Origin of the sequence: Pseudomonas sp. R2-37-08W, from assembly GCF_003851705.1 — a bacterium.
GTDB lineage: Bacteria > Pseudomonadota > Gammaproteobacteria > Pseudomonadales > Pseudomonadaceae > Aquipseudomonas.
In genome coordinates this window covers 4,636,676-4,661,228 of the sequence record NZ_CP027728.1, presented here as the reverse complement: position 1 = coordinate 4,661,228, position 24,553 = coordinate 4,636,676, and the positions used below count along the sequence as shown (strand labels likewise).

The following is a 24,553-nucleotide window of genomic DNA, read 5'->3' as shown; positions in this document are numbered from 1 at the left end:
TTGTTGTTTTCAGCTCAGCGGCCAGTGGTGTTGACAGGCGTGGCGAACGGCTTTGGCGCTGCTCAGGTCGAGCAGGCCTTGGCTCAATTGCCGGCATTGCGCCGCGTCCAGGTGGCGGACGCGGTCCTTGATTTCGCCGATCTGCGGTGGGCTCACCGACAGCTCGCTGACGCCCAGGCCGACCAGCACCGGCGTGGCCAATGGGTCGGAGGCGAGGGCGCCACATACGCCGACCCAGCGCCCATGTTTCGCCGCACCGGCGCAGGTCTGGGCGATCAGCCGCAGCAAGGCCGGGTGCAGCGCATCAACGCGGGCGGCGAGGCCCGCGTGGTCGCGATCCATGGCCAGGGTGTACTGGGACAGGTCATTGGTGCCGATGGACAAGAAGTCCGCATGCTCGGCCAGTTGCTCAGCCATCAGCGCAGCGGCGGGCACTTCGATCATCACCCCCAGTTCGGGGCGCTGGGTCAGTGCCAGCTCTTTGCACAGTTGATCCAGACGCTGGCGGATCTGCAGCAGCTCATCCACTTCGCTGACCATCGGCAGCAGGATGCGGCAACGCTGCAGCGGGCTGACTTGCAGCAGCGCGCGCAGTTGCTGGTCGAGCAGTTCCGGGCGTACCTGGGCCAGGCGAATACCGCGCAGGCCCAGCACCGGGTTGGCTTCGACAGGCAGCGGCAGGTAATCGAGTTGCTTGTCGCCGCCCACGTCGATGGTGCGGATGATCACCGACTTGTCGCCCATGGCATCCAGCACGGCTTGATAGGCCTGGCGCTGCTCCTGTTCATCCGGCGCGGTGCGGCGGTCGACGAAGAGGAATTCGGTGCGCAGCAGGCCGACGCCATCGGCGCCGTTTTCAAACGCCAGCCGGGCTTCGGCGCTGGAGGCGACGTTGGCGGCGATTTCAATGCTCACGCCATCGAGGGTGCGCGCCGGCAATCGGGCCTGGGCCTGTTGCTGCTGGCGGCGGACTTTCTGCGCATCGCGAATCTGGTGGACTTCAGCATGGCGAGCATCGCTGGGCGCCAGTTCCAGGCGGCCATTGGCGGCGTCCAGCACCACGCGCTGGCCCTGAGGCACCTCAAGCAGCTCGGCACCCAGCGCTACCACGCAAGGCAAGCCTTTGCCCCGCGCCAGAATCGCGACGTGGGACGTGGCGCCGCCCTCGGCCATGCAGATTCCCACGGCGTGCTGTTCGCTCAGTTGCAGCAAGTCCGAGGGGGTGAGTTCATGGGCGCTGACAATCGCTCCGGCGGGCAATTCGAAGTGCCAGGCTTCACCCAGCAGCGCACGCAATACGCGTTGTTGCAGGTCGCGCAGGTCGTTGGCGCGTTCGGCAAACAAGGGCTTGCCCAGCGCCAGCAATACCGCGCACTGGGCCTGGATCGCATCGCGCCAGGCGTGGGTGGCGGCGCAGCCCTGGGCAATGGCGTCGGCGGCGGCTTGCAGCAACGCCGGGTCTTCCAGCAGTGCGAGGTGGGCGGCGAAGATCTCTTCTTCGTCGATGTTCTTGCGGTGGCGGGCGTGGTCCAGGGTGCTGCGGATTTCGCCGCGCACCTGCTCCAGTGCCGTGTCGAGACGCTGCTTTTGTTCGCCGGCCGAATGGTTACCGGTGTCTTCCGGCAGCTCGATGCCGGTCAGGCGAAACAGTGGGCCGCACACCAGGCCGGGGGCTGCGCACACGCCTTGCAACACATCGGTTTCCACACTGACGCGACGTGGCACGGCCGCCACTGCAGGAGCGTGGCGATCTTCGCGGATCGCCACGGACAACGCCGCGATCAACCCTTGCAGCGCCGCATCGGCATCGTTGCCACGGCAACTCACGCGTACTTCGTCACCTTCGCCAATGCCCAATCCCATCAAGCCAATCAGGCTGTCACACGATGCCGACTTGTCAGCGAAGTGCAGGTGCGCCTGGCTGCTGAAACCCTGGGCGGTCTTGCGGATCAGCGCAGCAGGGCGCGCATGCAAACCGCCGCGATGGGTGATGCGTACGTTGGCGCTGGCTTCAGCGCTGGAGTTATCCACAGCCGCTTGAACGGGTGCGCTCGAACGCAGCGTCACCTGCATCAGCGGCTCCCCGACCTTGACCGTGCTGAGCGGGCAGGGCGTCAGTTCGAAGCGGTCGCTGTTGGTCAGGATGATCAAGCTCACCAGGCTCTTGCACTGGCGCGCAATGCGGTCCAGGTCAAATTGCACCAGCGCCTGGCCCTGGCTCACCCGTGCGCCTTCCTTCACCAGCAAGGCAAAGCCTTCGCCATTGAGTTCCACGGTGTCGATGCCGACATGCATCAGCACTTCGGCACCGTTGTCGGCGCGCAGAGTCAGCGCGTGCCCGGTGCGGGCGACGTGGATGACCACCCCGTCACACGGCGCGTGCAGGCAGTCATTCAACGGATCGATGGCAATACCGTCGCCCATGGCGCCGCTGGCGAACACTTCGTCGGGCACGTTGCCCAGGGCCAGCACCGGCCCACTCAAGGGGGCGCTAAGGGTCAGTCGGTTATTGTTGTTGGACATGGGCACGGTACTCATCAGGAAAACACGGCAATCGACTCAGTGAGTGCGAGTGACTTTGCTCAGGTGACGGGGCTGGTCGGGGTTCATGCCCCTGGCCTGCGCCAGGCCTGCCGCCATCACGTAGAAACTCTGGATGGCCAGGATCGGGTCCAGGCTCGGGTGTTCGGCGCGGCTCAGGGTCAGGTCGCGTTCGGCGACATCGTCCGGCGCGGCCAGCAATACGCGGGCGCCGCGCTGGCGCATATCGGCGGCCAGGGTCAGCAAGCCGGCCTGCTCGGCGCCGCGTGGGGCGAACACCAGCAAGGGGTAGTCTGCGTCGATCAAGGCCATCGGCCCGTGGCGCACTTCGGCGCTGCTGAAGGCTTCGGCCTGGATCGCCGAGGTTTCCTTGAGCTTGAGCGCGGCTTCCTGGGCGACGGCAAAACCGGCGCCACGGCCGATCACCATCAAGCGCTGGCTGCCTTTGAGCGCCTCGATGGCTGCGCGCCAATCCTGTTTGGCCGCGTCACGCAGGCCGTCGGGCAGTGCGTTGCAGGCTTGCAGCAGGTCGGCTTCCTGGTTCCAGTGGCCGACCAGCATCGCGCTGGCGCTGAGCGTGGCGATAAAGCTCTTGGTGGCGGCCACGCTGAGTTCCGGCCCGGCACACAGCGGCACATGGAACTCACAGGCGGCTTGCAGCGGCGAGTCTTCGGCGTTGACCATCGAGATGCTCAAGGCCCCGCGTTTGCGCAGCAGGCGCAGGCTGTTGACCAGGTCCGGGCTTTGCCCCGATTGCGAGAAACCAAATGCCACCTGGCCGCTGACTTTCATCGGCGCCTGCAACAAGGTCACCACCGACATCGGCAACGATGCCACCGGAATCCCCACGTGCTGCATGGCCAAGTAGGCGAAGTAGCTGGCGGCATGGTCCGAGCTGCCACGCGCAACGGTCATCGCCACTTGCGGTGGCTGGCGGCGCAGGCGACCGGCGACGTCTTCGAGTATCGGCTCCAGGCGTTGCAGTTGCGCCGCGACGGCGTCACAGGAGGCCAGCGCCTCTTCAAGCATTTTTGAAGTCAATGGTTTCTCCTTCGACCATTACGTCGGTGAGTGTCAGGGCGCGGTCCAGGCGCACGCAGTCGGCAAAGCTGCCGGGTTGCAGGCGACCGCGTTCTTCCAGGCCCAGGTAGTCCGCAGGAAATTGCGACAGGCGTTGTGAGGCTTCGCTGATCGGCAGGCCGATCTTCACCAGGTTGCGCAGCGCCTGGTCCATGGTCAGGGTGGAGCCGGCCAGGGTGCCGTCCGCCAGGCGCACGCCGCCCAGGCACTTGGTCACGGTGTGGCTGCCCAGCTTGTATTCGCCATCGGGCATGCCGGCGGCGGCGGTGGAGTCGGTGACGCAATACAGGCACGGGATCGAGCGCAGCGCCACGCGCATGGCGCCGGGGTGTACGTGCAGCAGGTCGGGAATCAACTCGGCGTAGGTGGCGTGGGCCAGCGCGGCGCCGACGATGCCCGGCTCGCGGTGATGCAGCGGGCTCATGGCGTTGTACAAATGGGTAAAGCTGGTGGCGCCGGCGGCGAGGGCGGCCACACCTTCTTCATAACTGCCCAGGGTATGGCCGATCTGCATGCGCACGCCGCGTTGGCTGAGGGCGCGGATCAGAGCGTCGTGGCCGGCGATTTCCGGCGCAATGGTAATCACACGGATCGGCGCCAGGCGCAGGTAGGCTTCAACTTCGGCCATCAAGGCGGTGTGGGCGAAGTTAGGTTGAGCGCCGAGTTTTCCCGGATTGATGTAGGGGCCTTCCAGGTGTACCCCGAGCACGCGAGCGCTGCCGGTAGGACGCTGCTCGCAGAAGGTGCCGAGCTGGCCGAGCACGCGGGAGATTTCGTCGACCGGCGCGGTCATGGTAGTGGCCAGCAGCGAGGTGGTACCAAATCGCACATGGGTGCGGGTGATGGTCTCGAAGGCCTCGACACCTTCCATGATGTCTTTGCCGCCGCCGCCGTGCACATGCAGGTCGATAAAGCCCGGCAGCAGGTAGGGCAGATCGTTGTCGGCCGGATTGCAAGGCGTGCCTTCGATGGCGACGACCTTGCCGTGCTCGTGCACCAGGCGGCCGCGGATCCAGCCGCTGGGCGTAAGGATGTTGTCTTCGGACATGGGCAGTTCTCTAAAGCCGCGACGCGGCGGCAAGTCTTACCTACGCAGCTCTGCGACAAAGTCGTAGTAGTCGTTGCGGCAATAGGTGTCGGTGATTTCTATGGGAGTGTTATCCAGCGTGTAGCCGACCCGGGTCATCAACAGCATGGCGGTGCCGGGGGCGATGCCCACCAGCTTGGCGAATTCATCCGATGCGTTGATCGCCTGTACATGCTGCAGGGCACGGACGATGGGCTTGCCGATACTGTCGAAGTATTCGTACAGCGAGCTGCCCAAGGCCTGCGGCTGTGGCAGCACCGAAGCGGGGACAGCGGTCATTTCAATGGCCATGACTGTGTCGTCGGCTTTGCGCAGGCGCTTGAGGCGCGCCACTTTGTCATTGGTCGACAGGCACAGGCGGATCAGTTCTTCATGGGTCGGCGGGGTGATGTCGCGTTCAAGCCATTGGGAGCCGGGCACAAAGCCCTTGAGGCGCAACATCTCGCTGAACCCCGACAGGCGCGACAGCGGCTGTTCCAGGCGTGGCGTGATAAAGGTGCCGGAGCCCTGGCTGCGGCGGATCAGGCCCTGCTCAAACAGCACTTCCAGCGCTTTGCGGGCGGTGACTCGAGAAATGCTCAACTGCTCGCTGAGCGCGCGTTCCGACGGCAGTGCTTGCTCGGAGGTCCACTGGCCGGCATGGATCGCCGCTTCGAGCTTGCGCGCCAATTGCAGGTACAGCGGCGTGGATTGTTTGTCGTCGGGGCGCAAGGCCAGAATGGGATTCATCTGTCAGGTTTCCGATGCGGTTATTGGAGTGTTGTCGCCCGGTATGGGTCGAAAATTAATACCACTTAAATACCATGTCAATGCAGCCACAACGGTGCATTCAACGGATTAAGGCACCGCAACGGTGCCTGGCACAAAGTGGTATTGGAAAGGTCTTCATAGCGCGCACGACGGCGCAGCCCGCACGGTGAACTGGTATTCACCGGCAGGTGCTGCTCGGGGCAGGAAATATTTTCGAATTATTTTACGAGTGGTCGCAGATCAGGGCCGAATCTCGATCAGGGTGCCGTCCTTGACCAGGCTCCACACCTCACGCATATCCACATTGCGCATGCCGATGCAGCCGTCGGTCCAGTCCAGGGTGTGAAACCACTGTTCCGGGTAATCCTCGGTGTCCGGGGTGCCGTGGATCATGATCATGCTGCCCGGCTTCACCCCTTCGCGGCGGGCGCGGGCGGCGTCGCTGATATTGGGGTAGGAGATGTGCATGGCCAGATTGAAGCGCTCGCTGGTCTTGCGCCAGTCGATCCAGTAGAGGCCTTCGGGCGTGCGGCGGTCGCCCTCGAACAGCTTGTGGCCCTTGGGGTTTTTACCCAGGGAAATGCGATAGGTCTTGAGGGGCTTGCCGTCGTTGATCAGCTGCAACTGGTGGGCGGATTTAAGCACCAGGACTTTTTCGACGGTTTTGCCGCCGAGCGTTTCCACCGTGGAGGCCGAGGACAGGGTAGCGAACGACAGGCAGAGAAGAGCAAGCAACCAACGCATTGAAACGGTTTCCCTTTGGCGATGAGTGGCCGGCTTGTTATTGGGCGGGCTTGGACAGGGGTGGCACCGACTCGCTGCGCACCGGGAACAGCTGTTGCCGACGGTCAGCGAAGAAGCATTCTAAGGTACGCCCGACCGTGCGGAAAGCCAGCTCGGACCAAGGGATATCGGCTTCGGCGAACAGCTTCACTTCCAGGCTTTCCTGGCCCGCGGCGAAGTCCAGGTCGACCAGCTCGGCGCGATAGAAAATATGCACCTGGCTGATGTGCGGCACGTCAATCAGCGTATAGAGGCTGAGGTTGCGCACGCGGGCGCAGGCTTCTTCCAGGGTCTCGCGCATGGCGGCCTGGGCCACGGTTTCGCCGTTTTCCATAAAGCCTGCGGGCAGGGTCCAGTAACCCAGGCGCGGCTCTATGGCGCGGCGGCACAGCAGCACTTTGTCGCCCCATACCGGCAGGGTACCGGCGACGATATTGGGGTTCTGGTAGTGAATGGTCGCGCAGTGATCGCAGACATAGCGCAGGCGTGCGTCGCCTTCGGGGATGCGTTGGGTAACCGGTTTACCGCACTGGCTGCAGAAGTTCATGCTGGGGTTCCTAGAGAGTGGGCCTATCTTGGCTTGGCAGGCAGGGCGCTGCAAGTTGTCGTTTAGCGACATGCCGCTGGTTTTGGGGTTGGGCGCCCGCCCGCTTTGGTGCATGATGCAAGGTAGCCAACAGACCGAGATGACTCATGCTGGACGAGCTACTTCGCCGGGTAAGCAATCACACTCCCCACACCCTGGAGACTGACGGGCGTTTCCCCGAGGCCGCGGTGCTGGTACCCATTACCCGCAGTGACGAACCCGAGCTGATCCTGACCCTGCGCGCCAGCGGCCTGTCGACCCACGGTGGCGAAGTGGCCTTTCCCGGCGGGCGCCGCGACCCCGAAGACCCGGACCTGATTTTTACCGCCCTGCGCGAAGCCGAAGAAGAGATCGGCCTGCCGCCGGGGCTGGTCGAAGTCATCGGGCCGTTGAGCCCGTTGATCTCCCTGCACGGCATCCGCGTAACGCCGTACGTGGGCGTCATCCCCGACTACGTCGAATACCTGGCCAACGACGCCGAGATCGCAGCGGTATTCAGCGTGCCGCTGGATTTTTTCCGCCAGGACCCGCGCGAGCACACCCACCGCATCGACTACCAGGGCCGCAGTTGGTATGTGCCGAGCTATCGGTTCGGCGAATACAAAATCTGGGGCCTGACGGCAATCATGATCGTCGAGCTGATCAACCTGCTCTATGACGATGCCAAGATCAGCCTGCACCAGCCACCCAAGAGCTTCATCAATATCTAAGCCGTCGTTTGAATGGCAAGCCGTGAGGGAAAACCATGAAATACCGCCTGGGCGATGCCTGCGTCGAGACCCATCCACAGAGCTGGGTGGCGCCCAATGCCACGCTGGTGGGCAAGGTCAGGCTGGAGGAGGGCGCCAACGTGTGGTTCAACGCGGTATTGCGCGGCGACAACGAACTGATCCTGATCGGCAAGAACAGCAACGTGCAGGACGGAAGCGTGATGCACACCGACATGGGCTACCCACTGACCCTCGGCACCGGCGTGACCATCGGCCATAACGCCATGCTGCATGGCTGCACGGTGGGCGACTACAGCCTGATCGGCATCAACGCAGTGATCCTCAACGGCGCGAAGATCGGCAAACATTGCATCATCGGCGCCAATTCGCTGATCGGCGAAGGCAAGGAAATTCCTGATGGCTCGCTGGTGATGGGCTCGCCGGGCAAGGTGGTGCGTGAGCTGACCGAGGCGCAGAAGCGCATGCTTGAAGCCAGTGCCGCGCACTATGTGCATAACGCGCAGCGGTATGCGCGTGATCTGGTTGAGCAGGCAGAATGAGTGCGGTTGAACGCCCGGTCGCCTCGCCGTGCGTGAGCATTTGCGCGCTGGATGATGACGATATTTGCATCGGCTGCCAGCGCAACGTGGATGAGATTACGCGGTGGAGCCGCATGGACAATGCCGAGCGCCGGGCGGTGCTGGGGTTGTGCCATGAGCGGGCGGTGGCGAGCGGGGTGGTGTGGATGATGCCCAAGCGCTCGGGTGGCTGATCGATTGCTATCGGGGGCAAGCCCCCTCCCACATTTTGATCGGTGAACACAGTCAAGTGTGGGAGGGGGCTTGCCCCCGATGAGGCCCTCCCAAACAACACATTTCCAAATCTTATCTACAGGCCCCATCCTCCATGCTCTTCCTGATCGCCTACATCAGCAGCGTCGTGCTGATCAACTTCGCCTTTTCCACCGCGCCGCACCTGGACGTCATCTGGTCCGCCTGGGGCGGCCTGGTGTTTATCCTGCGTGACATGGTGCAAACCCGATTCGGCCACGGCGCGATCATCGCCATGCTGGCGGCGCTGGTGCTGTCGTATATCACCTCCGACCCGTCCATCGCCCTGGCCAGCGCCACGGCCTTTGCGGTGTCCGAGTGCATCGACTGGCTGGTGTTCAGCATCACCCGGCGCCCGCTGCACGACCGCCTGTGGATAAGTTCGGCGCTGAGCATTCCCCTCGATACGTTTATCTTCTTCGGCTTGATCGGTGCGCTCACGCCGGCCGTGGCGGGCACGGCGCTGGTGTCGAAATTCGCCGGTGTCACCGTGGTGTGGCTGATCATGGCCTGGCGCATCCGCCGGCGCGCCGTCGCCAATTGAGGCCAACGTGTGCAGTTCATGTAAAATGCCGGCCTTTCTCCCCCTGATCCGCTCCCCTGAGGACCTGAGATGACCCGAATCGGAACTCCATTGTCGCCAACCGCGACCCGCGTTTTGCTGTGTGGCTGCGGTGAGCTGGGCAAGGAAGTGGTGATCGAACTGCAACGCTTGGGCGTTGAAGTGATTGCCGTGGATCGCTACGCCAATGCGCCGGCCATGCAGGTTGCGCACCGTAGCCATGTGATCAACATGCTCGATGGCGCCGCATTGCGCGCCGTGATCGAGGCGGAGAAGCCGCACTTCATCGTGCCGGAAATCGAAGCCATCGCCACCGCTACCCTGGTCGAGCTGGAAGCCGAAGGCTTCACCGTGATCCCGACCGCGCGTGCCACATCGCTGACCATGAACCGCGAAGGCATCCGTCGCCTGGCCGCCGAAGAGCTGGACCTGCCGACCTCGCCGTACCACTTCGCCGACACCTTCGAGGACTACAGCAAGGCCGTGCAAGACCTGGGCTTTCCCTGCGTGGTCAAGCCGGTGATGAGTTCCTCGGGCAAGGGCCAGAGCCTGCTGCGCAGCGCGGACGATGTACAGCAAGCCTGGGATTACGCCCAGGAAGGCGGCCGTGCGGGTAAAGGCCGTGTGATCATCGAAGGCTTTATCGACTTCGACTACGAAATCACCCTGCTGACCGTGCGCCACATCGGTGGCACCACTTTCTGTGCGCCCGTCGGCCACCGGCAGGAGAAGGGCGACTACCAGGAATCCTGGCAGCCCCAGGCCATGAGCCCGATTGCCCTGGCCGAATCCGAGCGGGTTGCCAAAGCGGTGACCGAAGCCCTGGGTGGCCGTGGTCTGTTTGGCGTGGAGCTGTTCATCAAGGGTGACCAGGTGTGGTTCAGCGAAGTGTCACCGCGCCCACATGACACGGGCCTCGTGACCCTGATTTCTCAGGACCTGTCGCAATTTGCGCTGCACGCCCGCGCCATCTTGGGCCTGCCGATCCCGTTGATCCGTCAGTTCGGGCCTTCGGCGTCGGCGGTGATCCTGGTGGAAGGGCAGTCGACGCAGACGGCATTCGCCAACCTCGGTGCGGCCTTGAGCGAGCCGGATACGGCGTTGCGTCTGTTTGGCAAGCCTGAGGTGAATGGTCAGCGCCGCATGGGCGTGGCGTTGGCGCGGGATGAGTCGATTGAAGCGGCTCGAGCCAAGGCGACCCGGGCTTCCAAGGCGGTTGTTGTAGAGCTGTAACCTCAGCTTGATCGTTCCCACGCTCCGCGTGGGAATACCTCTTGTGACGCTCTGCGTCATGCTTTGGGACGCAGAGCGTCCTGGGCTGCATTCCCACGCAGAGCGTGGGAACGATCAGTCAGGCCACCCTGTTCAAATCATTATCCCGCGTCTCTTTCAGGCACAGCACCGCAATCAAACTGAGCAACGCTGCCGCCGACACATACCCACCGACATAACTCAGCCCGCCCATCGCCACCAGCTTGGTCGCGAAGAACGGTGCGGCCGACGCCCCTACGATCCCACCCAGGTTATACGCCGCCGACGCGCCGGTATAACGCACGCGGGTCGGGAACAGTTCCGGCAGCAGCGCGCCCATCGGCGCGAAAGTCACGCCCATCAGGAACAGCTCCAGCGCCAGGAACAGCGCCACGGCCCAGGTTGAGCCGTGGGTCAGCAGCGGCTCCATGGTAAAGCCCGACAGGATTGCCAGGACCGCGCCGACAATCAGCACCGGCTTGCGCCCGTAGCGGTCGCTGGCCAGCGCTGCCAGCGGCGTCGCCAGGCCCATGAACAGCACTGCGAAGCACAACAGGCCGAGGAAGGTTTCGCGGCTGTAGCCGAGGGTCGACACCCCGTAGCTCAGGGAAAACGCCGTGGTGATATAGAACAGCGCATAGCACACCACCATCGACGCAGCGCCCAGCAGCACCGGCAGCCAATGCTGGCTGAACAGTTCCACCAGCGGCACTTTCACCGGTTTTTCCTTGGCCACGGCATTGGCGAACACCGGCGTCTCGTGCAGCTTGAGCCGTGCGTACAGGCCCACCATCACCAACGCCGCGCTGAGGATGAACGGAATGCGCCAGCCCCAGCTGCGGAACTGCTCGTCGTTCAGGCTCATGGCCAGGATCAGGAACAAGCCGTTGGCCGCCAGGAACCCGATCGACGGGCCCAGTTGCGGGAACATGCCGAACCAGGCGCGCTTGCCCTTGGGGGCATTCTCGGTGGCCAGCAATGCCGCGCCGCCCCATTCCCCGCCCAAGCCCAGGCCTTGGCCGAAGCGCAATACACACAACAGAATCGGTGCCCAGGCGCCAATGCTGTCGTAGCCCGGCAGCAAGCCGATCAGGGTGGTGCACACGCCCATCAGCAGCAGGGAGGCCACCAACGTCGACTTGCGGCCGATACGGTCGCCAAAGTGGCCGAACAGCGCCGAACCCAGTGGGCGCGCTATGAATGCGATACCGAATGTGAGGAACGACGCGAGCATCTGCGCGGTGCCGGACGTTTGCGGGAAGAACACCGGGCCGATGACCAGTGCCGCAGCCGTGGCGTAGATATAGAAGTCGTAGAACTCAATGGCGGTGCCGACGATGCTCGCAGTGGCCACACGGGCCGTCGAGTTGGTCGGGGCGGCGGTTGCGGCCTCGTTATACGTGGTGCTCATGGCAGTATCCCGGATTGGTCATTGCGCGTTTGGACGCGGATTATTATTGGTCGAACACCCATGGATCAGGGTTGTGCGCGGAGTGGCTCGGGATGGGAGCAAACACCGCTCGGACAGGGTAAAGCGCTGCCTGGACGCGCTGAGTGCGGGTAGCACGCGGTCGGGCGGGGGCTTGGGTAAGCCGCAGGGATTATAGGAAGGGGTTTGGAATTACAACAAGTGGTTGGAGCGCCACAATTCAAATGTGGGAGGGGGCTTGCCCCCGATAGCGGTGTATCAGTCACCTGATGCAGTGACTGGCACTCTGCTATCGGGGGCAAGCCCCCTCCCACATTGGATTTTTGTGTGTCAGGAGGGTTATGCGGCTATTGGCACGTGGCTGGTGTGCCAGATCAGCACCTTGCTTACCCGGTTGTCCTCGGTCTCGAGGATTTCCAGGCGGTAGCGGCCAATCTTCAGGCACACCGCGCAGTCCGGAATGGTCTCCAGCGCTTCGGTCACCAGGCCGTTAAGGGTCTTGGGGCCGTCGCTGGGCAGGTGCCAGCCCAGGCTTTTGTTCAGTTCGCGGATCGAGGCAGCGCCGTCGATGATGTAGCGGCCATCGGGTTGGGCTTCGACATGGGGGTTATCCACCGCCTGGTCGCTTTCGAATTCGCCGACGATTTCTTCGAGGATATCTTCCAGGGTCACGATGCCCAGCACTTCGCCGTACTCGTCCACCACCATGCCCAGGCGCCGCTGCTGCTTGTGGAAATTCAGCAGTTGCAGCTGCAGAGGCGTGCTCTCCGGCACGAAGTAGGGTTCGTGACAGGCGGCGAGCAGCGCTTCCTTGGTCAGGCTGGCATCGGGCAGCAGATGCTGGACCTGCCGGGTGTTGAGCACCGCTTCGACCTGGTTGATATCGCTGTGGAACACCGGCAGCCGCGTGCGCTGGGAGGTGCGCAGTTGCTCGATGATGTCTTCGATCGTGTCATCCAGGTTGATGCCGTCCACGTCGCTGCGTGGCACCAGGATGTCGTTGACGGTGATGTTGTCCAGAGCATGGATGCCCGGCATGCTGGGCATGCGCTCTTGGTCGGCGTCGTGCTGCGGCTCGTCGTCGTGGTCGGACGAAGGTTCGTCGCTCTTTTTCACTATGCCCGGCTTGCGCGCGAACGGGCGCAGCAACAGCAGGCTGATGCCATTGAGCAGCCAGGCGGCGGGATAGAGGATTTTCAGCGGCACGCCCAGCAGGGCGTTACCGAAGCCCAGGATGGCCTGCGGATAACGGGTAGCCAGGGCGCGGGGCAAGTAATCGGCGAGGATCAGCAGCAACGCGCACGAGATCAGCCAGCCGAGCCACGGCCCGTTCTGGGCCCAGGCATAGATCGCCAGCAGCGTGCAGAGAATCACGACGGCTGCGCGACACAGGCTGTTGCACAGGATCAGGCTGTGTCGCGGGAAGCTCAGGCGCGCGGCGGCCTTGTCGCCCTGGCGTGTGCCGGGGCGCAGGGCCAGCAGGTGTTGTTGCGCGGCTTCGATGGCGGTAAACAGTGCCGCCCATAAAATCAGCAGGGCAATTACGGCGAGCATCGGCCCAAGGGGCAAGTTGTCCATGATCGCCGCCCGTCAGATATGCAGGATGTATTCGCGAACCAGCTTGCTGCCGAAATAGGCCAGCATCAGCAGGCAGAAACCGGCCAGGGTCCAGCGAATGGCCTTGTGCCCGCGCCAGCCGAGGCGGTTGCGGCCCCACAGCAATACGCTGAACACCACCCAGGCCAGGCAGGCCAGCAAGGTTTTGTGCACCAGATGCTGGGCGAACAGGTTTTCGACGAACAGCCAGCCGGAAATCAGCGATAGCGACAACAAGGTCCAGCCGGCCCACAGAAAACCGAACAGCAGGCTTTCCATGGTTTGCAGCGGCGGGAAGTTCTTGATCAGCCCGGACGGGTGCTTGTGCTTGAGCTGGTGGTCTTGCAGCAGCACCAGCAGCGACTGGAACACCGCGATAGTGAACATGCCGTAGGCCAGGATCGACAGCAGGATATGCGCGAGGATGCCCGGCTCTTCATCGATCACCTGGACGGTGCCGGTGGGCGCGAACTGCGCCAGCAGTACCGTGAGCATGCCCAGCGGGAATAAAAGAACGAGCAGGTTTTCGACCGGAATCCGGTAGCACGCCAGCAGCGTCAGTGCGATAACGGCGGCGGCGATCAGGCTGGCGGCGCTGAAAAAATCCAGGCCCAGGCCAACCGGGGTCAGCAGGTGGGTAAACAGACTGGCCGCATGGGCCAGCAGGGCCAGCACGCCAAGGCCGACCAGCAGACGTTTGTCCGCTTTGGTGCCTTGGGCCAGACGAGAGCCCTGATAGAGAGTCGCAGCGGCATACACGATGGCGGCGGCGAGGCTGGGTAGCAAGCTGGGTGACAAGGGGAGCATAAATCCTGATAGGCAAGCCCGAAAGGCGCTGAGTTTGGCACACACCTGCGCTGCACGAAAGACTCCCGGGCCAGACAGCGGGTGTGCATGGGCGCAGTCTTCGCTATAATCCGCGACCTGCCCACGCCGCAGGCTCGCCGAGCGCTGTTTTTAATAGCGATTTACCACAGCCTGGGCCGCCATTACCTCGGTCTACCAATGCATTTCGATGAATAGGGCCTGAAAGGATCGCGCATGTTTGAAAACTTGACTGACCGTCTCTCGCAGACGCTGCGCCACGTAACCGGCAAGGCCAAGCTGACCGAGGACAATATTAAAGACACCCTGCGTGAAGTGCGCATGGCGTTGCTGGAGGCCGACGTGGCCTTGCCGGTGGTGAAGGACTTCGTCAACTCGGTCAAGGAGCGTGCGGTCGGCACTGAAGTGTCGCGCAGCCTGACCCCGGGCCAGGCGTTCGTGAAGATCGTCCAGGCCGAACTCGAAAGCCTGATGGGCGCGGCCAACGAAGATTTGAACCTCAGCGCCGTGCCACCGGCCGTCGTGCTGATGGCCGGCCTGCAAGGTGCGGGTAAGACCACCACCGCCGGCAAGCTGGCGCGCTTCCTTAAAGAGCGCAAGAAGAAGTCGGTGATGGTGGTATCGGCCGACGTCTACCGTCCGGCCGCGATCAAGCAGCTGGAAATGCTCGCGGGCGAAGTGGGCGTGACCTTCTTCCCGTCGGACCTGAGCCAGAAGCCGGTTGATATCGCCATTGCGGCTATTAAAGAAGCCAAGCTGAAATTCATCGACGTGGTCATCGTCGATACCGCCGGTCGCCTGCACATCGATGAAGAAATGATGGGCGAGATCAAGGCGCTGCATGCCGCGATCAACCCGGTCGAGACGCTGTTCGTGGTCGATGCCATGACCGGCCAGGATGCCGCCAACACCGCCAAGGCCTTCGGTGACGCACTGCCGCTGACCGGCGTGATCCTGACCAAGGTAGACGGCGACGCCCGTGGCGGTGCCGCGCTGTCGGTACGTGCCATCACCGGCAAGCCGATCAAGTTCATCGGTATGGGCGAGAAGAGCGAAGCGCTCGAACCGTTCCACCCGGAGCGTATCGCCTCGCGTATCCTCGGCATGGGCGACGTGCTCAGCCTGATCGAACAGGCCGAAGCCACGCTCGATAAAGACAAAGCCGACAAACTGGCCAAAAAGCTGAAGAAGGGCAAGGGCTTCGACCTCGAAGACTTCCGCGACCAGCTGCAGCAAATGAAGAACATGGGCGGCCTCGGCGGCTTGATGGACAAGCTGCCGAACATCGGCGGCGTGAACCTGGCGCAAATGGGCAACGCCCAGGGCGCGGCAGAGAAGCAGTTCAAGCAGATGGAAGCCATCATCAACTCCATGACCCCGGCCGAGCGCCGCGACCCTGAGCTGATCAGCGGTTCGCGCAAGCGTCGGATCGCCATGGGTTCCGGCACCCAGGTGCAGGACATCGGCCGCTTGATCAAGCAGCACAAGCAGATGCAGAAGATGATGAAGAAGTTCTCCGCCAAGGGCGGTATGGCCAAGATGATGCGCGGCATGGGCGGTATGTTGCCCGGCGGCGGTATGCCGAAAATGTAAAGTATTCGAGCACAAGCCTTGGCTTGCGCTCCGACCCACAGGGATGTGGGATCTCCAGCAAACCCGCCGTTGGCGGGCGCTGACTTGCCGTTTTAACCGACGGCTCTATAGCAGATCTGAATGGCACGCTGATAGGCGCCAGAAAAAGACATTTGCAAAAGTCCGGATATTCCTTAGAATATGCGGCCTTTCGGGCACCTATGCCCGCTGTGCATTTAGATTTGCAGCACCGACTACAGGAACGATGTTCACATGCTAACAATCCGTCTTGCCCTTGGCGGCTCCAAAAAGCGCCCGTTTTACCACTTGACCGTAACCGACAGCCGCAACCCGCGCGACGGTTCGCACAAGGAACAGGTTGGTTTCTTCAACCCTGTTGCTCGTGGTCAAGAAGTTCGTCTGTCCGTGAACCAAGAGCGCGTAGCCTACTGGCTGAGCGTTGGTGCACAGCCATCCGAGCGCGTTGCAAAGTTGTTGAAGGACTCGGCTAAGGCCGCAGTCTGAGCAATATGAACGCGACGCCAGCTGTTGCTGATGATTTGATCGTTATCGGCAAGATTTACTCTGTTCATGGCGTTCGCGGCGAAGTGAAGGTGTATTCCTTTACTGATCCGACTGAAAACCTGTTGCAGTACAAAACCTGGACGCTCAAGCGCGAAGGTAGTGTGAAACAGGTCGAGCTGGTCAGTGGACGCGGGAACGACAAGTTCCTGGTCGCAAAGCTCAAGGGTCTTGATGATCGTGAAGAAGCCCGTCTTCTGGCCGGTTATGAGATCTGCGTGCCGCGCAACCTGTTCCCTGAATTGACCGACGGCGAGTACTACTGGTACCAGCTGGAAGGTCTGAAGGTTATTGATCAACTCGGGCAATTGCTGGGGAAAATCGATCATCTTCTGGAAACCGGCGCCAATGATGTAATGGTGGTCAAGCCTTGCGCTGGCAGCCTGGATGATCGCGAACGCCTGTTGCCCTATACCGGGCAGTGCGTGTTGGCCGTCGACCTGGCAGCGGGCGAGATGAAGGTGGAATGGGACGCGGACTTCTAAGCGTGGCTAATTTGCGCATTGAAGTGATCAGTTTGTTTCCCGAGATGTTTTCCGCCATCAGCGAGTACGGCATCACCAGTCGGGCGGTGAAGCAGGGGCTGTTGCAGCTCACCTGTTGGAACCCGCGAGACTACACGACGGATCGGCATCACACTGTGGACGATCGCCCATTTGGCGGTGGCCCGGGCATGGTGATGAAGATCAAGCCCCTGGAAGACGCGTTGGTTGAGGCCAAGGCCGCCGCCGGGGAGAAGGCGAAGGTAATTTACCTGTCCCCTCAAGGCCGTCAGCTGAAACAGGCTGCGGTACGCGAACTGGCAAATGAGGAAGCACTGATCCTGATTGCCGGCCGCTATGAAGGCATTGACGAGCGGTTTATTGAAGCTCATGTCGATGAAGAGTGGTCGATTGGGGACTATGTCCTGTCTGGCGGTGAGCTGCCGGCGATGGTCCTGATAGATGCGGTTACACGACTGCTGCCTGGAGCTTTAGGGCATGCGGACTCTGCGGAGGAAGATTCCTTCACGGATGGTTTGCTGGATTGCCCGCACTACACCCGTCCGGAGGTGTATGCGGATCAGCGTGTTCCCGACGTATTGCTAAGTGGCAATCACGCACACATCCGGCGTTGGCGTTTACAGCAGTCCCTTGGTCGGACCTATGAACGACGCGCCGATCTTCTGGAAAGCCGCTCGCTTTCTGGAGAAGAGAAGAAGCTGCTCGAGGAATACATCCTCGCGCGGGACGATAGTTAACAACGTATCGATGGTAGGTCCATTGACTTATCTTAGGAGCACAGCATGACTAACAAAATCATCCTTGCACTCGAAGCAGAGCAGATGACCAAAGAGATCCCTACCTTTGCCCCGGGCGACACCATTGTCGTTCAGGTGAAAGTGAAGGAAGGCGACCGTTCGCGTCTGCAAGCGTTCGAAGGCGTGGTAATCGCCAAGCGTAACCGTGGTGTGAACAGTGCTTTCACTGTTCGTAAAATCTCCAACGGTGTTGGCGTAGAGCGTACTTTCCAGACCTACAGCCCGCAGATCGACAGCATGGCTGTGAAACGTCGCGGTGACGTACGCAAAGCCAAGCTGTACTACCTGCGTGACCTGTCCGGTAAAGCAGCTCGCATCAAGGAAAAACTGGCTTAAGTCCAGCTTCCCGATGCAGAAAGAAGCAGCCTACGGGCTGCTTTTTTGTGCCTGCGATTTGTGCAGTGCGCCCTGCTAGGCCTGACCAGGCTGAATGACTGCCAGTAATGTCCATCCCGCCAGCGGTTTCATATCGCTCTCTGGCGTGACCACATGCACCCAGCCGCTGCTATCGCGGGCAAACAGCAGTGTCGCCCGTTCCCCGTGCAGTGCCTGATAATCGCTCCAGCCAAACCCATCGGTCAGGTGGGTGGTATACAGTTCGGCGCCTTGCCCCAACAGGCTGGCAAGCTTGGTGTAGCTCAGCGGCTGGCTGCCCAGCAAGTGCCCGCGATGCTCGCCGCTGGCCCGGTGCTTGTCGGTGCGACGGCTTTCCTGGCTGTTGGCCAAGGCGAACAGGCGATGCCCGAAGTCATGACGAAAGCGCATGGTGGCCAACGTATTCAACTCGCCGGAAGGGGAAAGCGCGAGCAAATGCCCGAGACCGACCAGGTCCAGATGCGACTCGGCATGCTGTGATGCCGGGTTGCCGAAGTAGGTCGGCAGCCCTTCCATGCGGCTGGCCCGAATGTTTTCCCAGCTCGAATCGGTCAGCAGCACTCGGCTGCCAAGCTGTTGCAGGGCTTTGCCGAGGATGCGTGCCGGGCCGTTCGCACCGACGATCAGAAAGCCGCTTGGCGCGGGCTCGGCTACTTTCAGCAAGCGGGCCAGAGGACGCGCAGTCGCGCTCTGCAGCACCACCGTGCCGATAATCACCGCAAATGTCAGCGGCACCAGCAACAACGCACCTTCGTGGCCGGCCTCATCCAGGCGAATCGCAAAAATGGCCGACACCGCCGCGGCCACAATCCCGCGCGGGGCGATCCAGGCCAGCAGTGCGCGCTCGCGCCAGTTCAGTTTCGAGCCGACGGTGGACACTGCAACGTTCAGCGGGCGCGCAATGAACTGAATGATCAGCAGCAGAATCAGTACGAACGGCCCCAGGGCGATCAATGCGTTCAGGTCCAGGCGCGCCGCCAACAGAATAAACAAGCCGGAAATCAACAGTACGCTGAGGTTCTCCTTGAAGTGCAGGATGTGACGCACGTCCACCCCCTTCATGTTGGCCATCCACATGCCCATCAGGGTCACCGCCAACAGGCCGGACTCATGCATGACCTGATTGGAGGCGATGAACACCCCCAGTACCGCCGCCAGGGTGGCCAGGTTATGCAGGTATTCCGGCAACCACTGGCGGCGCATGACCAGGCCCAGCACCCAGCCCCCGACAATCCCGAACAGGCTGCCACAGAGGATGACGCCGCCAAAGGTCAGCAGGCTGTGACTCAGGCCATCGCCCGAAGCACTGGCAATGATGAAGCTGTAGACCACCACGGCCAGTAGCGCTCCGATGGGGTCGATGACGATGCCTTCCCAGCGCAGGATGTTGGCAATGGACGCCTTGGGGCGTACCACGCGCAACATCGGCACGATGACGGTCGGGCCTGTGACCAGCGTCAAGGTGCCGAACAGCAGCGCCAGCAGCCAGTCGAAACCCAACAGCCAGTGGGTTGCCAGGGTGATCACCGCCCAGGTCGTCAGCGCGCCAAGGGTCACCAGTCGGTGCACCACGCTGCCGATTTCCTTCCATTCCGACAGATGCAGCGTCAGGCTGCCCTCAAACAGGATCAATGCGACGGCCAGCGACACCAATGGCATCAGCAATGGGCCGAACATTTCCTGCGGGTCGAGCCAGCCGAGTACCGGCCCCGCCAGAATTCCGCTCAATAACAGAAACAGAATCGCCGGCAACTTCAGGCGCCAGGCCAGCCATTGGCAGCCGAGCGCGGCCACACCGATACCGCCGAAAGCCAACAAGATCTGTTGTTCGTTCATTAAAGCTTCCTGTTCCTAGAAGTAGCGGGCTATGAAAGACTGGTGGCCCTTGCCACAGTTCACTAAATAAAATGGCGCCAAGCCCCTTGCCGCGTCGCCTGAGTAACCATGCCTGCCATTGACCACCCGCTGATCGACCGCTTCCTTGACGCCCTTTGGTTGGAAAAAGGCCTCTCGGACAACACTCGCCAGGCTTACCGCAGCGACCTGGCCCTGTTCAACGGTTGGTTGCAGGAGAAAAACCTGGAGTTGATCAATGCCGGGCGAGAGCTGATCCTCGATCACTTGGCCTGGCGCCTCGAGCAACATTACAAGCCGCGATCCACCGCGAGATTTCTCTCCGGTGTGCGCGGCTTTTATCGCTATCTGTTGCGTGAAAAACTCATCGCGATCGATCCAACTCTACAAGTCGATATGCCGCAATTAGGTAGGCCTCTTCCTAAATCTTTGTCGGAAACTGACGTGGAGGCCCTGTTGGCCGCGCCGGATCTCAGTGAAGCCATCGGCCAGCGCGATCGCGCCATGCTCGAAGTGCTCTACGCCTGCGGGCTGCGGGTGACCGAGTTGATCAGCCTGACCCTGGAGCAGGTCAATTTGCGCCAGGGTGTGTTGCGGGTGATGGGCAAGGGCAGCAAGGAGCGCCTGGTGCCGATGGGTGAGGAAGCGATTGTGTGGGTCGAGCGTTACATGCGTGATGCGCGTAACGAATTGCTCGGTGGCCGCCCCAGTGATGTGCTGTTTCCCAGCCTGCGCGGCGAGCAGATGACCCGCCAGACCTTCTGGCACCGCATCAAGCATCAGGCCAAGGTCGCCGGGATCGGCAAGACGCTGTCGCCGCACACTCTGCGCCATGCATTCGCCACGCACTTGCTCAACCATGGCGCGGATTTGCGTGTCGTGCAGATGCTGCTCGGGCACAGTGACCTGTCCACCACGCAGATTTACACCCATGTCGCGCGGGCGCGCTTGCAGGATATGCACGCCAAGCACCATCCGCGCGGCTGAAAAATCCCAATTTACCCTGCCACCGGCTGCCCTGCGGCCCAACTGTGGTAGGCTTTGTCGGTTCGCAAAGGCGACGGTCACACCCCCATTTTCCAATCGGCGTACCTGCACCGTCCCTGCATCTGCCTTCAGGAGTTCCCATGCGCTTGACCCAGATTATTGCCGCCGCAGCCATTGCGTTGGTTTCCACCTTTGCCGTCGCTGATGACGCAGCCGAGCAGGCCATTCGCAAGAGTCTGGTCAACCTGCAGCTCGACACTCCCATCGAAAGCATCAGCGCCAGCCCGATGGCCGGCCTGTATGAAGTCAAGCTCAAGGGCAGCCGCGTGCTGTACGCCAGTGCCGACGGCCAGTACATCGTCCAGGGCTACCTGTTCCAGCTCAAGGACGGCAAGCCGGTCAACCTGACCGAGAAAGCCGAGCGCCTTGGCGTGTCCAAGCTGATCAACGGTATTCCCGTGGCTGAAACCGTGGTGTACCCGGCCATCGGTGAAACCAAGACCCACATCACGGTGTTCACCGACACCACCTGCCCGTACTGCCACAAGCTGCACGCCGAAGTGCCTGCGCTGAACAAGCTGGGGGTGGAAGTGCGCTACGTCGCGTTCCCGCGCCAGGGCCTGGGCTCGCCGGGTGATGAGCAGTTGCAAGCGGTCTGGTGCTCGGCCGACAAGAAGGCGGCTATGGACAAGATGGTCGACGGCAAGGAAATCAAGGCGGCCAAATGCGCCAACCCGGTTTCCAAGCAGTTCGCCCTGGGCCAGTCGATCGGCGTGAACGGCACACCGGCCATCGTTTTGGCCGACGGCCAGGTAATTCCGGGCTACCAGCCGGCACCACAAGTTGCCAAACTGGCACTGGGTGCCAAGTAAGCATTTATCGTCGAGCCTTTGACGAGCATGGCCCGCCGAACCGTCGGCGGGCCATTAATTGAGAGCCGCAGTTGTGCGGCTGTGTTCCACGGCCGACCTTGAGTCGGCCGTTTCATGGGGAGTTCTTCAGTGAAACCGGTCAAAGTAGGCATCTGTGGGTTAGGGACCGTCGGTGGCGGCACCTTCAACGTACTTCAGCGTAACGCTGAAGAAATTTCCCGCCGTGCAGGGCGCGAGATTGAAGTGGCGCAGATTGCCACGCGTTCGCCAAAGCCTCAGTTCGAAACGACCGGTATTGCGATTACCCACGATGTGTTCGCCGTGGCCACCAACCCTGAAATCGATATCGTCATCGAGCTGGTGGGCGGCTACACCGTGGCCCGCGAGCTGGTGCTCATGGCCATCGACAACGGCAAGCACGTGGTCACCGCCAACAAGGCGCTGATCGCCGTGCACGGCAACGAGATCTTCGCCAGGGCGCGTGAGAAGGGCGTGATCGTGGCCTTCGAAGCGGCAGTGGCCGGTGGCATCCCGGTGATCAAGGCGATCCGTGAAGGCCTGTCTGCCAACCGCATCAACTGGGTGGCCGGCATCATCAACGGCACCGGTAACTTCATTCTCACCGAAATGCGCGAGAAGGGCCGTACCTTCGAAGACGTGTTGGCCGAAGCCCAGGCCCTGGGTTACGCCGAAGCCGACCCGACCTTTGACGTGGAAGGCATCGATGCGGCCCACAAGCTGACCATCCTGGCGTCCATCGCCTTTGGTATCCCGCTGCAGTTCGACAAGGCCTACACCGAAGGCATCACCAAGCTGACCACCGCCGACGTGAACTACGCCGAAGCCCTGGGCTACCGCATCAAGCACCTCGGTGTGGCGCGCAGCACCCCGGCCGGTATCGAATTGCGTGTGCACCCGACGCTGATCCCGGCCGACCGCCTGATCGCCAACGTCAATGGCGTGATGAACGCGGTGATGGTCAACGGTGATGCCGCCGGTTCCACCCTGTTCTACGGTGCCGGCGCCGGCATGGAGCCGACCGCTTCATCGGTGATCGCCGATCTGGTGGACGTGGTTCGCGCCATGACCAGCGACCCGGAAAACCGCGTGCCGCACCTGGCCTTCCAGCCGGACTCGCTGTCGGCCCACCCGATCCTGCCGATCGAAGCCTGCGAAAGTGCCTACTACCTGCGCATCCAGGCCCAGGATCATCCGGGCGTGTTGGCCCAGGTGGCCAGCATCCTGTCGGAGCGCGGCATCAACATCGAATCGATCATGCAGAAGGAAGTCGAGGAGCAGAACGGCCAGGTGCCGATGATCCTGCTGACCCATCGCGTGCTTGAGCAGCATATCAACGATGCCATTGCCGCACTGGAAGCCTTGCAAGGTGTAGTGGGCCCGGTCGTTCGTATCCGCGTCGAGCACTTGAACTAACCGATTGTTCCAGGGGCCCCGAGCGTTCGGCGGCCCCTGTTCGAGAATGTTTTAGAGGAGCCAGTCATGCGTTACATCAGCACCCGCGGCCAGGCACCGGCCCTGAATTTCGAAGACGTTCTGCTGGCAGGCCTTGCCACCGACGGCGGCCTGTACGTGCCGGAAAACCTGCCGCGCTTCACCCAGGAAGAAATCGCTTCCTGGGCCGGCCTGCCGTACCACGAACTGGCGTTCCGGGTAATGCGCCCGTTCGTCACCGGCAGCATTCCGGATGCGGACTTCAAGAAGATCCTGGAAGAAACCTACGGCGTATTTTCCCACAGCGCCATCGCGCCCCTGCGCCAGCTGAACGGCAACGAATGGGTGCTTGAGCTGTTCCACGGTCCCACCTTGGCGTTCAAGGACTTTGCCCTGCAATTGCTCGGTCGCCTGCTGGACTACGTGCTGGAGAAACGCGGCGAGCGCGTGGTGATCATCGGCGCCACCTCCGGCGACACCGGCTCGGCGGCCATCGAAGGGTGCAAGCACTGCGAAAACGTCGATATCTTCATCCTGCACCCGCACAAGCGCGTGTCGGAAGTGCAGCGTCGCCAGATGACCACCCTGTTTGGTGAAAACATCCACAACATCGCCATCGACGGCAACTTCGATGACTGCCAGGAAATGGTCAAGAACAGCTTCGCCGACCAGAGCTTCCTCAAAGGCACACGCCTGGTGGCGGTGAATTCGATCAACTGGGCGCGGATCATGGCCCAGATCGTCTACTACTTCCACGCCTCCCTGCAGCTGGGCGGCCCGGCGCGTTCGGTGTCGTTCTCGGTGCCGACCGGCAACTTCGGCGACATCTTCGCCGGCTACCTGGCACGCAACATGGGCCTGCCGATCAATCAGTTGATCGTCGCGACCAACCGCAACGACATCCTGCACCGCTTCATGAGCGGCAACCAGTACGTCAAGGAAACCCTGCACGCCACGCTGTCGCCGTCGATGGACATCATGGTCTCGTCGAACTTCGAGCGCCTGCTGTTCGACATGCACGGTCGCAATGGCGCGGCGCTGGCCGAGCTGATGAACAGCTTCAAGCAAGGTGGCGGTTTCAGCGTCGAGCAAGAGCGCTGGACCGAAACCCGCAAGCTGTTCGACTCCTTGGCAGTGGACGACGCACAGACGTGCGAAACCATCGCTGAAGTCTATGCCCAGACCGGCGAGCTGCTCGACCCGCACACCGCCATCGGTGTGAAGGCCGCCCGCGAGTGCCGTCGCAGCCTGGATATCCCGATGGTGATCCTGGGCACCGCGCACCCGGTCAAATTCCCGGAAGCGGTGGAGCAGGCCGGTGTTGGCAAGGCCCTGGAGCTGCCCAAGCACCTGGCTGATCTGTTCGAGCGCGAAGAACGTTACACGGTGTTGGCTAACGACCTGAAGGCGGTGCAGGCGTTTGTCAGCCAGCATGGCAATCGGGGTAAGCCGCTGTAAGGCGCACCGCATAGACAAAAACGCCGCTTTCCCTTCCCAGGGTCAGCGGCGTTTTTTGTTTCTGGCAGGCC

Annotated in this window: 24 protein-coding genes; 14 read left to right on the top strand and 10 right to left on the bottom strand. The window is 62.0% G+C overall.

All coding sequences use genetic code 11. The annotated features are described in order from the left end of the window. Positions 1-9 precede the first annotated feature (9 nt). From ptsP to C4J93_RS21470, 6 genes are all read right to left on the bottom strand, one after another. Positions 10-2,523 carry a phosphoenolpyruvate--protein phosphotransferase gene (ptsP, locus tag C4J93_RS21495; protein WP_124430414.1) on the bottom strand — a complete coding sequence of 838 codons (2,514 nt, stop codon included), beginning with the start codon at positions 2,521-2,523 and terminating at the stop codon, positions 10-12. Between the two features lie 36 nt (positions 2,524-2,559). Then, complete coding sequence (locus C4J93_RS21490) at positions 2,560-3,570, bottom strand: SIS domain-containing protein (RefSeq protein ID WP_124405844.1); 1,011 nt, start codon at positions 3,568-3,570, stop codon at positions 2,560-2,562. Next, complete coding sequence (nagA, locus tag C4J93_RS21485) at positions 3,563-4,669, bottom strand: N-acetylglucosamine-6-phosphate deacetylase (RefSeq protein WP_124430413.1); 1,107 nt, start codon at positions 4,667-4,669, stop codon at positions 3,563-3,565. The genes C4J93_RS21490 and nagA overlap by 8 nt, the downstream gene beginning before the upstream one ends. 36 nt (positions 4,670-4,705) lie before the next feature. Further along, positions 4,706-5,437, bottom strand: a complete 732-nt coding sequence (locus C4J93_RS21480) for a GntR family transcriptional regulator (protein ID WP_124364270.1) — start codon at positions 5,435-5,437, stop codon at positions 4,706-4,708. A gap of 261 nt (positions 5,438-5,698) precedes the next feature. Continuing rightward, entirely contained in the window at positions 5,699-6,202 is a 504-nt protein-coding gene (locus C4J93_RS21475) for a murein L,D-transpeptidase family protein (RefSeq protein ID WP_124371751.1), read from the bottom strand. Between the two features lie 37 nt (positions 6,203-6,239). Continuing rightward, a complete protein-coding gene (locus tag C4J93_RS21470) occupies positions 6,240-6,788 on the bottom strand; it encodes an NUDIX hydrolase (protein WP_124420757.1) in 549 nt (182 codons plus the stop codon). Positions 6,789-6,934: 146 nt separating this feature from the next. On the opposite strand from C4J93_RS21470, the gene C4J93_RS21465 reads away from it, so the two are divergent. The 5 genes from C4J93_RS21465 to purT all read left to right on the top strand — a co-directional run bounded on the left by C4J93_RS21465 (position 6,935) and on the right by purT (position 10,162). After that, positions 6,935-7,537 (top strand): CoA pyrophosphatase, encoded by a 603-nt coding sequence (locus C4J93_RS21465; RefSeq protein WP_016971944.1) that lies wholly within the window; start codon positions 6,935-6,937, stop codon positions 7,535-7,537. 35 nt (positions 7,538-7,572) lie between these two features. Next, positions 7,573-8,097 carry a gamma carbonic anhydrase family protein gene (locus C4J93_RS21460; protein WP_124405187.1) on the top strand — a complete coding sequence of 175 codons (525 nt, stop codon included), beginning with the start codon at positions 7,573-7,575 and terminating at the stop codon, positions 8,095-8,097. Next, on the top strand, positions 8,094-8,309 hold the full coding sequence (locus tag C4J93_RS21455) for a DUF1289 domain-containing protein (RefSeq protein ID WP_124371748.1): 216 nt from the start codon (positions 8,094-8,096) through the stop codon (positions 8,307-8,309). Before C4J93_RS21460 ends, C4J93_RS21455 begins: the two co-directional genes overlap by 4 nt. Positions 8,310-8,443: 134 nt before the next feature. Beyond that, the gene (locus C4J93_RS21450) at positions 8,444-8,911 is read left to right on the top strand and encodes a VUT family protein (RefSeq protein ID WP_124368235.1); all 468 of its coding nucleotides are present in this window, start codon (positions 8,444-8,446) and stop codon (positions 8,909-8,911) included. A 69-nt stretch (positions 8,912-8,980) separates the two neighbouring features. Next, on the top strand, positions 8,981-10,162 hold the full coding sequence (gene purT / locus C4J93_RS21445) for a formate-dependent phosphoribosylglycinamide formyltransferase (protein ID WP_124430412.1): 1,182 nt from the start codon (positions 8,981-8,983) through the stop codon (positions 10,160-10,162). Positions 10,163-10,280: 118 nt separating this feature from the next. On the opposite strand, the gene C4J93_RS21440 is transcribed toward purT, so the two are convergent. The 3 genes from C4J93_RS21440 to C4J93_RS21430 form a co-directional block, all read right to left on the bottom strand. Then, positions 10,281-11,591 carry an MFS transporter gene (locus C4J93_RS21440; protein WP_124364262.1) on the bottom strand — a complete coding sequence of 437 codons (1,311 nt, stop codon included), beginning with the start codon at positions 11,589-11,591 and terminating at the stop codon, positions 10,281-10,283. A gap of 357 nt (positions 11,592-11,948) precedes the next feature. Beyond that, positions 11,949-13,187, bottom strand: a complete 1,239-nt coding sequence (locus C4J93_RS21435; protein ID WP_124430411.1) for a transporter associated domain-containing protein — start codon at positions 13,185-13,187, stop codon at positions 11,949-11,951. Positions 13,188-13,199: 12 nt separating this feature from the next. Next, a complete protein-coding gene (locus tag C4J93_RS21430) occupies positions 13,200-14,012 on the bottom strand; it encodes an inner membrane protein YpjD (protein WP_124364260.1) in 813 nt (270 codons plus the stop codon). A gap of 234 nt (positions 14,013-14,246) precedes the next feature. On the opposite strand from C4J93_RS21430, the gene ffh reads away from it, so the two are divergent. The 5 genes from ffh (at position 14,247) to rplS (ending at position 17,820) form a co-directional block, all read left to right on the top strand. Continuing rightward, positions 14,247-15,623 (top strand): signal recognition particle protein, encoded by a 1,377-nt coding sequence (ffh, locus tag C4J93_RS21425; protein ID WP_124430410.1) that lies wholly within the window; start codon positions 14,247-14,249, stop codon positions 15,621-15,623. 252 nt (positions 15,624-15,875) lie between these two features. Continuing rightward, positions 15,876-16,127, top strand: a complete 252-nt coding sequence (gene rpsP, locus C4J93_RS21420) for a 30S ribosomal protein S16 (RefSeq protein WP_124430409.1) — start codon at positions 15,876-15,878, stop codon at positions 16,125-16,127. Positions 16,128-16,132: 5 nt separating this feature from the next. Beyond that, a complete protein-coding gene (rimM, locus tag C4J93_RS21415; protein ID WP_124364258.1) occupies positions 16,133-16,669 on the top strand; it encodes a ribosome maturation factor RimM in 537 nt (178 codons plus the stop codon). Next, entirely contained in the window at positions 16,651-17,424 is a 774-nt protein-coding gene (gene trmD, locus C4J93_RS21410) for a tRNA (guanosine(37)-N1)-methyltransferase TrmD (RefSeq protein WP_177343966.1), read from the top strand. The genes rimM and trmD overlap by 19 nt, the downstream gene beginning before the upstream one ends. 45 nt (positions 17,425-17,469) lie before the next feature. After that, positions 17,470-17,820 (top strand): 50S ribosomal protein L19, encoded by a 351-nt coding sequence (gene rplS, locus C4J93_RS21405; protein ID WP_003175895.1) that lies wholly within the window; start codon positions 17,470-17,472, stop codon positions 17,818-17,820. A 75-nt stretch (positions 17,821-17,895) separates the two neighbouring features. Here the strand turns inward: rplS and C4J93_RS21400 are convergent, their stop codons facing one another. Further along, positions 17,896-19,695: a sodium:proton antiporter gene (locus tag C4J93_RS21400; RefSeq protein WP_124371744.1), complete on the bottom strand. Its 1,800-nt coding sequence runs from the start codon at positions 19,693-19,695 to the stop codon at positions 17,896-17,898. A gap of 108 nt (positions 19,696-19,803) precedes the next feature. Here C4J93_RS21400 and xerD point away from each other — a divergent pair, with 108 nt between their 5' ends. The 4 genes from xerD to thrC all read left to right on the top strand — a co-directional run bounded on the left by xerD (position 19,804) and on the right by thrC (position 24,482). After that, complete coding sequence (xerD, locus tag C4J93_RS21395) at positions 19,804-20,700, top strand: site-specific tyrosine recombinase XerD (protein WP_124368231.1); 897 nt, start codon at positions 19,804-19,806, stop codon at positions 20,698-20,700. A gap of 140 nt (positions 20,701-20,840) precedes the next feature. Next, positions 20,841-21,572, top strand: coding sequence for a thioredoxin fold domain-containing protein (locus C4J93_RS21390; protein WP_057723916.1), 732 nt, complete (start codon positions 20,841-20,843; stop codon positions 21,570-21,572). Between the two features lie 129 nt (positions 21,573-21,701). Beyond that, positions 21,702-23,006, top strand: coding sequence for a homoserine dehydrogenase (locus tag C4J93_RS21385; RefSeq protein WP_124368230.1), 1,305 nt, complete (start codon positions 21,702-21,704; stop codon positions 23,004-23,006). Between the two features lie 66 nt (positions 23,007-23,072). Further along, the gene (thrC, locus tag C4J93_RS21380; RefSeq protein ID WP_124430408.1) at positions 23,073-24,482 is read left to right on the top strand and encodes a threonine synthase; all 1,410 of its coding nucleotides are present in this window, start codon (positions 23,073-23,075) and stop codon (positions 24,480-24,482) included. The last annotated feature ends 71 nt before the right edge of the window (positions 24,483-24,553 follow it).

Bases quoted from the DNA above. Each gene is read 5' to 3' on its own strand.
- ptsP (WP_124430414.1), bottom strand. From the start codon at position 2,523: ATGTCCAACAACAATAACCGACTGACCCTTAGCGCCCCCTTGAGTGGG.
- C4J93_RS21490 (WP_124405844.1), bottom strand. From the start codon at position 3,570: ATGCTTGAAGAGGCGCTGGCCTCCTGTGACGCCGTCGCGGCGCAACTG.
- nagA (WP_124430413.1), bottom strand. From the start codon at position 4,669: ATGTCCGAAGACAACATCCTTACGCCCAGCGGCTGGATCCGCGGCCGC.
- C4J93_RS21480 (WP_124364270.1), bottom strand. From the start codon at position 5,437: ATGAATCCCATTCTGGCCTTGCGCCCCGACGACAAACAATCCACGCCG.
- C4J93_RS21475 (WP_124371751.1), bottom strand. From the start codon at position 6,202: ATGCGTTGGTTGCTTGCTCTTCTCTGCCTGTCGTTCGCTACCCTGTCC.
- C4J93_RS21470 (WP_124420757.1), bottom strand. From the start codon at position 6,788: ATGAACTTCTGCAGCCAGTGCGGTAAACCGGTTACCCAACGCATCCCC.
- C4J93_RS21465 (WP_016971944.1), top strand. From the start codon at position 6,935: ATGCTGGACGAGCTACTTCGCCGGGTAAGCAATCACACTCCCCACACC.
- C4J93_RS21460 (WP_124405187.1), top strand. From the start codon at position 7,573: ATGAAATACCGCCTGGGCGATGCCTGCGTCGAGACCCATCCACAGAGC.
- C4J93_RS21455 (WP_124371748.1), top strand. From the start codon at position 8,094: ATGAGTGCGGTTGAACGCCCGGTCGCCTCGCCGTGCGTGAGCATTTGC.
- C4J93_RS21450 (WP_124368235.1), top strand. From the start codon at position 8,444: ATGCTCTTCCTGATCGCCTACATCAGCAGCGTCGTGCTGATCAACTTC.
- purT (WP_124430412.1), top strand. From the start codon at position 8,981: ATGACCCGAATCGGAACTCCATTGTCGCCAACCGCGACCCGCGTTTTG.
- C4J93_RS21440 (WP_124364262.1), bottom strand. From the start codon at position 11,591: ATGAGCACCACGTATAACGAGGCCGCAACCGCCGCCCCGACCAACTCG.
- C4J93_RS21435 (WP_124430411.1), bottom strand. From the start codon at position 13,187: ATGGACAACTTGCCCCTTGGGCCGATGCTCGCCGTAATTGCCCTGCTG.
- C4J93_RS21430 (WP_124364260.1), bottom strand. From the start codon at position 14,012: ATGCTCCCCTTGTCACCCAGCTTGCTACCCAGCCTCGCCGCCGCCATC.
- ffh (WP_124430410.1), top strand. From the start codon at position 14,247: ATGTTTGAAAACTTGACTGACCGTCTCTCGCAGACGCTGCGCCACGTA.
- rpsP (WP_124430409.1), top strand. From the start codon at position 15,876: ATGCTAACAATCCGTCTTGCCCTTGGCGGCTCCAAAAAGCGCCCGTTT.
- rimM (WP_124364258.1), top strand. From the start codon at position 16,133: ATGAACGCGACGCCAGCTGTTGCTGATGATTTGATCGTTATCGGCAAG.
- trmD (WP_177343966.1), top strand. From the start codon at position 16,651: ATGGGACGCGGACTTCTAAGCGTGGCTAATTTGCGCATTGAAGTGATC.
- rplS (WP_003175895.1), top strand. From the start codon at position 17,470: ATGACTAACAAAATCATCCTTGCACTCGAAGCAGAGCAGATGACCAAA.
- C4J93_RS21400 (WP_124371744.1), bottom strand. From the start codon at position 19,695: ATGAACGAACAACAGATCTTGTTGGCTTTCGGCGGTATCGGTGTGGCC.
- xerD (WP_124368231.1), top strand. From the start codon at position 19,804: ATGCCTGCCATTGACCACCCGCTGATCGACCGCTTCCTTGACGCCCTT.
- C4J93_RS21390 (WP_057723916.1), top strand. From the start codon at position 20,841: ATGCGCTTGACCCAGATTATTGCCGCCGCAGCCATTGCGTTGGTTTCC.
- thrC (WP_124430408.1), top strand. From the start codon at position 23,073: ATGCGTTACATCAGCACCCGCGGCCAGGCACCGGCCCTGAATTTCGAA.